At 61.2% G+C, this 4,883-nt stretch carries 3 protein-coding genes; all 3 read left to right on the top strand.

Annotated features, from left to right (window positions below; genetic code table 11):
- The first annotated feature begins 244 nt into the window (after window positions 1–244).
- The 3 genes from C2E25_RS16990 to C2E25_RS16980 all read left to right on the top strand — a co-directional run bounded on the left by C2E25_RS16990 (window position 245) and on the right by C2E25_RS16980 (window position 4,322).
- On the top strand, window positions 245–445 hold the full coding sequence (locus C2E25_RS16990) for a hypothetical protein (protein ID WP_103116905.1): 201 nt from the start codon (window positions 245–247) through the stop codon (window positions 443–445).
- A complete protein-coding gene (locus C2E25_RS16985) occupies window positions 442–2,967 on the top strand; it encodes a hypothetical protein (RefSeq protein ID WP_103116904.1) in 2,526 nt (841 codons plus the stop codon). The genes C2E25_RS16990 and C2E25_RS16985 overlap by 4 nt, the downstream gene beginning before the upstream one ends.
- A gap of 155 nt (window positions 2,968–3,122) precedes the next feature.
- Window positions 3,123–4,322, top strand: a complete 1,200-nt coding sequence (locus tag C2E25_RS16980) for a MopE-related protein (protein ID WP_158247324.1) — start codon at window positions 3,123–3,125, stop codon at window positions 4,320–4,322.
- Window positions 4,323–4,883: the final 561 nt, after the last annotated feature.

The raw sequence follows: 4,883 nt of genomic DNA, 5'->3' as shown, positions 1-4,883 counted from the left end.
TGCGCAGCAACGTCACCGGAACCAGCTTTGTCTGGACGGTGCCGAATAATCCAAGCACCCAGGTGCTGTTGCGCATCAACGCCAAAAATGCTGCCGGCAGCTTTATCGGCAATGACTTCTCCGACGCCGTGTTCACTATCGCAACACCTTAGATAACCTGCCTGCATGCGGCCCCACTTCGTCTATTAACGGGGTGGGGCCGCCCTGTTCCAGGTCCGTTCGATTCAATATCAAGGGGGCATTTATGCGCGGAGGGATTCTGTTCGGTCAGACGCTGGTGGCGGCTATGGTACTCTGCTCGTCGCTGCTCTTTGCCGCCCCCGGGATGGTCAGTTACCAGGGGGTGCTGACCGGCGCGGCGATCGACGGTCAGGACTCAACAGGGTCATCGCAGGATCGACCTCTGCATCTGGATGCAGACAAAAAGGACTGGAGGGAAAAATGACTCATCGGCTGAAATCCATGCTGGGAATGATTCTTCTGGCGGGGCTGCTGACGGCCGTGCCACTGCTGGCCGCGGTACCGAACACCATCAGCTACCAGGGGGTGTTGACCGATGCCGGCGGGACTCCCCTGACCGGCAGTCAGACGGTTGTTTTCAGGTTGTTCAGTGTCGCCACCGGCGGCACGCCGCTGTGGGAAGAGACCCGGAATGTCTCCCTGCAGAACGGTACTTACCAGGTGCAGCTGGGGACGGTGACGCCGCTGCCGGACACGGTCTTTTCCGGCACCCCGGGCACTTGGCTGGAGGTGACTGTCGGCAGCCAGACGCTGACTCCGCGCCAGCACCTCGACAGCGTCCCCTATGCCTTCCAGGCCAAACGTGCCGACAGCGCGGCGACGGCCGATAACGCCGCCACCCAGACCGATCTGGCGACCCATGCCGGCAACCCCTCGGCTCACCACGCCCGTTACACGGATGCCGAAGCCGTCGCCGCGGCGACCGCCGCCAACATGATCCCCGGCGCCGCCTGCAGCGGACAGGGACAGGTGCTGCAGTGGGACGGCAGCCAGTGGGTCTGCGTCAACCTGGACCAGCTCACACCGAGCGGTGGACATGCCCGGGGCTTTGAGCTGACCGACAGTTGGGGGAAAACCTGGGATGGCGTGCCGCGCCCGGCCGCGACCTGGGCGGATGCCAATGCCAAATGCCAGGCGCTTGGCGGGCGGCTGCCGACGATCACCGAACTTTACCGCAACAACGGCACCACCGGGACCGGTGAGCTGACCGGTGTACTCGACACCACGCAGCTCTGGACCCAGATTGCTGACAGCACCGCCGGAAACCGCGTTCAGGTCACCCTGGCGGACGGCTCGATCAGCTCGCTCGCAGAAACCTCCTCCTCGGCCTACCGCTGTGTCTGGCCGGACCAGACCAATAACGGGTTCTCGGGTGACGCGTGTTACGGTCCCGCCGGTGCCGAGTGTCATGCCAAGGATCGGTTCTGGCATGTTGATACCTATGACCGGCCGGCCCTGCCTTACGCTGTCGCCGCCAATGAATGTCGGGCCGTCGACGCGTCGCTTCCCACGGTTCGGGACTATCAGGAACTGATTCAGGCAGGGCTGGAGAATCCAGGCAGTTTCTGGCGCTGGGCCTCCGATGTCAAGTACTGGTACAGCGGCGGTTATGGACATGCCCTGGTCGGCTGGTCCGGCAATCCGCAAAGTGACTGGTTCTATACAAGCACCAGCGGCTCTGGTGGCTACAGCGCTTCAAACTCAAGCCAGAGATTCCGTTGCATCGGCCGCGATCCCTCTTTCTCCGGAACCCCCATCGCCACCGACCCCGGCTGCAAGAATGGAGACTGCTTTACTTTGACTACCGGAAAAACCCTGCTGGTCGCCGACAACCAGAATCGTGCCGAAGCCCGCTTTGCAGATGCTGCCGAGGCCTGCCGGGCTTTGGGGGCCGACTTGCCCGATGCCGGTGAGTTCGGTGACCTGGTGCGTGCAGGCTGGGGCAACGGCAACGGCATCCTCTGGGCGTCTGAACCCGTGTACTGGTATAACGGCAACTATGGCGTGGTGATGTTGAGCTTTTCCGGAACGGGGAGCGCGGACTGGAGCATCTCCTCCAGCACCATGTCACTTGCGGATCCTGCGGGCTTTTGGCCCTATCGCTGTGTCTGGCACGAAAAGGTCGAACCGGTGATGAACCACTGCAAGCAGAACGAGCGGGCCGTCTGGAACGGCAGCGGCTACAGCTGCCAGGCAGCGACGGCCGGTGATTCGGGCGGCAATGCCAACCCGGGCGGCATCCAGCTGGTCGATAACTGGGGCAACGCCTGGGATCTGCTCCAGCGCGCGCAGGCCGACTACGCAACCGCATCCGCCACATGCCAGGGGCTCGGCGGCCGGTTGCCGACCGCCACCGAGGTTTACCGGGTGCGCGCCAACCAGACCCTGGCAACTACTATTGGCGATGCCAACTCGACCTCCTATCTCTGGACCCTGAACCCGAGCGCCACTGCCGGACAGCGCTCGACAATCCGGGTTTCCGACGGTGACGTGTCGGCTCTTGCCGAAACATCCGTCACTCCCTATCGCTGTGTCTGGCCGGGAGCGGCGGGGGATATTTTCGGCTCCCGCGCCTGTTACGGTGACCCTGCCGCCTCCGACGGCTGCTTCACCACCAGCGACCTGCGCAGCGACAGCTACGACCGCGCTTCGTTGACCCAGCCGGCGGCTGCCTGGGAGTGCGCTTTCTATGGCGGCCGACTGCCCGACCTGAACGATCTGCAGTCGTTGATCCACGCCGGCGCGCCGAACGGCAGCGGGAACAATCTCTGGAGCGCCGAACCGATCTTCATGTACAACGGAAACACGTATGGGTACGCTACGTTCGGTTGGAGCGGGACCGGTACAGCCGGTTGGACTCCTGATGGATATTACATGACATTTTCTTTGGCCCCCGGGACCGCTTTGAGCCCATTCCGGTGCGTCTATTCGAATCAATTGAAATAGCCGACCGCAGGCACACCCGGTTGATTGAAGCCGGGTGTGCCTTATTTTATGTTCACTGTCTGACATGCGCCACAGCCCCCCCCCGATGGATACGAGATAGAGAATCCCGCCCCCATGGGGGCTGCCTGCCGTGACCGGGATATGAAGGAATGAACATGCGTATTTTTCTTGTTGGGTTTTTGTTTCTGATCACAGCAACCGTCTTCGCCGCGCCCAACCTGGTCAACTACCAGGGGGTGCTGACCGACAGCAGCGGCGCGCCGGTCACCAACGCCGGCCAGGCGATGACTTTCCGGCTGTATGATGCGCCGACGGCGGGCAAACTGCTGTGGGAAGAGACGCGCGCGGTTGCCGTGCAGAACGGCAGTTACAGCCTGCTGCTCGGCTCGGTGACCCCCTTTCCGGCAGATCTGTTCCAGAGCGACGGCCTGTGGCTGGAAATCATCGTCGGCGGCGAGGTGCTCGGATCTCGTCAGCAATTGGCGAGTGTGCCTTACGCGCTGCAGGCGGGACGGCTGGCTCCGGGGGTGATGTCCTGCCTGCCGGACGTATTCATCAACTGCTATTCCGGCCCCGCCGGCACCCGCGGGGTAGGGCTGTGCAGGGCCGGCGAACGCGTGTGCGGCCCCGACGGGCTGTTCTCTGACTGCCAGGGAGAGGTGGTGCCGGTTACGGAAACCTGCGACGGGCAGGATAACGACTGTGACGCCGTGACTGACGAAGGCTGCCCCTGCAACTACAACGGTGATCCGGATGGTGTCTGCGGCTCGGCAATGGTCAATGCCACGACCGGTACCTGCGATGCCCCGACCGGATATGAATCGGTGGAATCCACCTGCGACGGGCAGGACAACGACTGTGACGGCATGGTCGACGAAGGCTGCTCCTGCAACTACAACGGTGATCCGGATGGTGTCTGCGGTACGGCAGTGATCAATGTCACGACCGGTATCTGCGATGCCCCGACCGGATATGAATCAGTGGAATCCACCTGCGACGGGCAGGACAACGACTGTGACGGCATGGTCGACGAAGGCTGCCCCTGCAATTATTACGCAGATCCGGATGGTGTCTGCGGCACGGCAGTGATCAATGTCACGACCGGTACCTGCGATGCTCCGATAGGGTATGAATCGGTGGAATCCACCTGCGATGGCCTGGACAACGACTGTGACGCCGTGGTCGACGAAGGCTGCTCCTGCAATTACAACGGTGATCCGGATGGTGTCTGCGGTACGGCAGTGATCAATGCCACGACCGGGGCCTGCAATGCCCCGATAGGGTATGAATCGGTAGAAACCACCTGCGATGGTCTGGACAACGACTGTGACGGCATGGTCGATGAAGGCTGCTAGTATCCAGTAACCCATAAACTTTCGTATTATTTTCCGCGCCGGCCGGTGTGCCAAATCCCGGCGCAATCTTGCGAAGTTTTATGGGACACAGGGTACTGGTAACCGAAACAAGTCATCCCCTCGAGAGGAGGGACGGCACCATGATGGCCAGCCAACAACAAAATATTCACAACCTTGTCGCCAGGACCAGACGCTCACGGCTTAAATCTTTATAATAGCGTTTTACAAGACAATGGGCAGCGTGTATTCTTGAGTTGACAGCTCATGAGAGATAAAAGTCGCCCGTTCCTTTGAGCGGCCCACGTTGTTGAACGCAAGGGCATCAATCCCTCCTGCCGTCCCCCCGTCCTCAGATTGCCCCGCATTTTATCAACAACGACAATCCAGATAAGTAAAATCGGACCGGTTTCCGGCCCGTGCCATAGATAAACACATATTGTTTCAAGCCAGGCCCCCTGTCGACCTCTCACAGATGGGCGGGAGGGACATGGTTGTACTCTAGCAGCCTGTTGATGAAATGGTCTCCCCCCACTACCTAAATCGGCGTCAAGGCGCCATGAT

Source organism: Geothermobacter hydrogeniphilus, from assembly GCF_002898515.1.
In the GTDB taxonomy this organism is placed as follows: Bacteria; Desulfobacterota; Desulfuromonadia; order Desulfuromonadales; family Geothermobacteraceae; genus Geothermobacter_A.
Note: the sequence above shows the minus strand (reverse complement) of the source record. Positions and strands in the feature narration are given on the sequence as shown.

Coding starts and splice junctions, on each gene's coding strand:
- C2E25_RS16990 (WP_103116905.1), top strand. CDS start 245: ATGCGCGGAGGGATTCTGTTCGGTCAGACGCTGGTGGCGGCTATGGTA.
- C2E25_RS16985 (WP_103116904.1), top strand. CDS start 442: ATGACTCATCGGCTGAAATCCATGCTGGGAATGATTCTTCTGGCGGGG.
- C2E25_RS16980 (WP_158247324.1), top strand. CDS start 3,123: ATGCGTATTTTTCTTGTTGGGTTTTTGTTTCTGATCACAGCAACCGTC.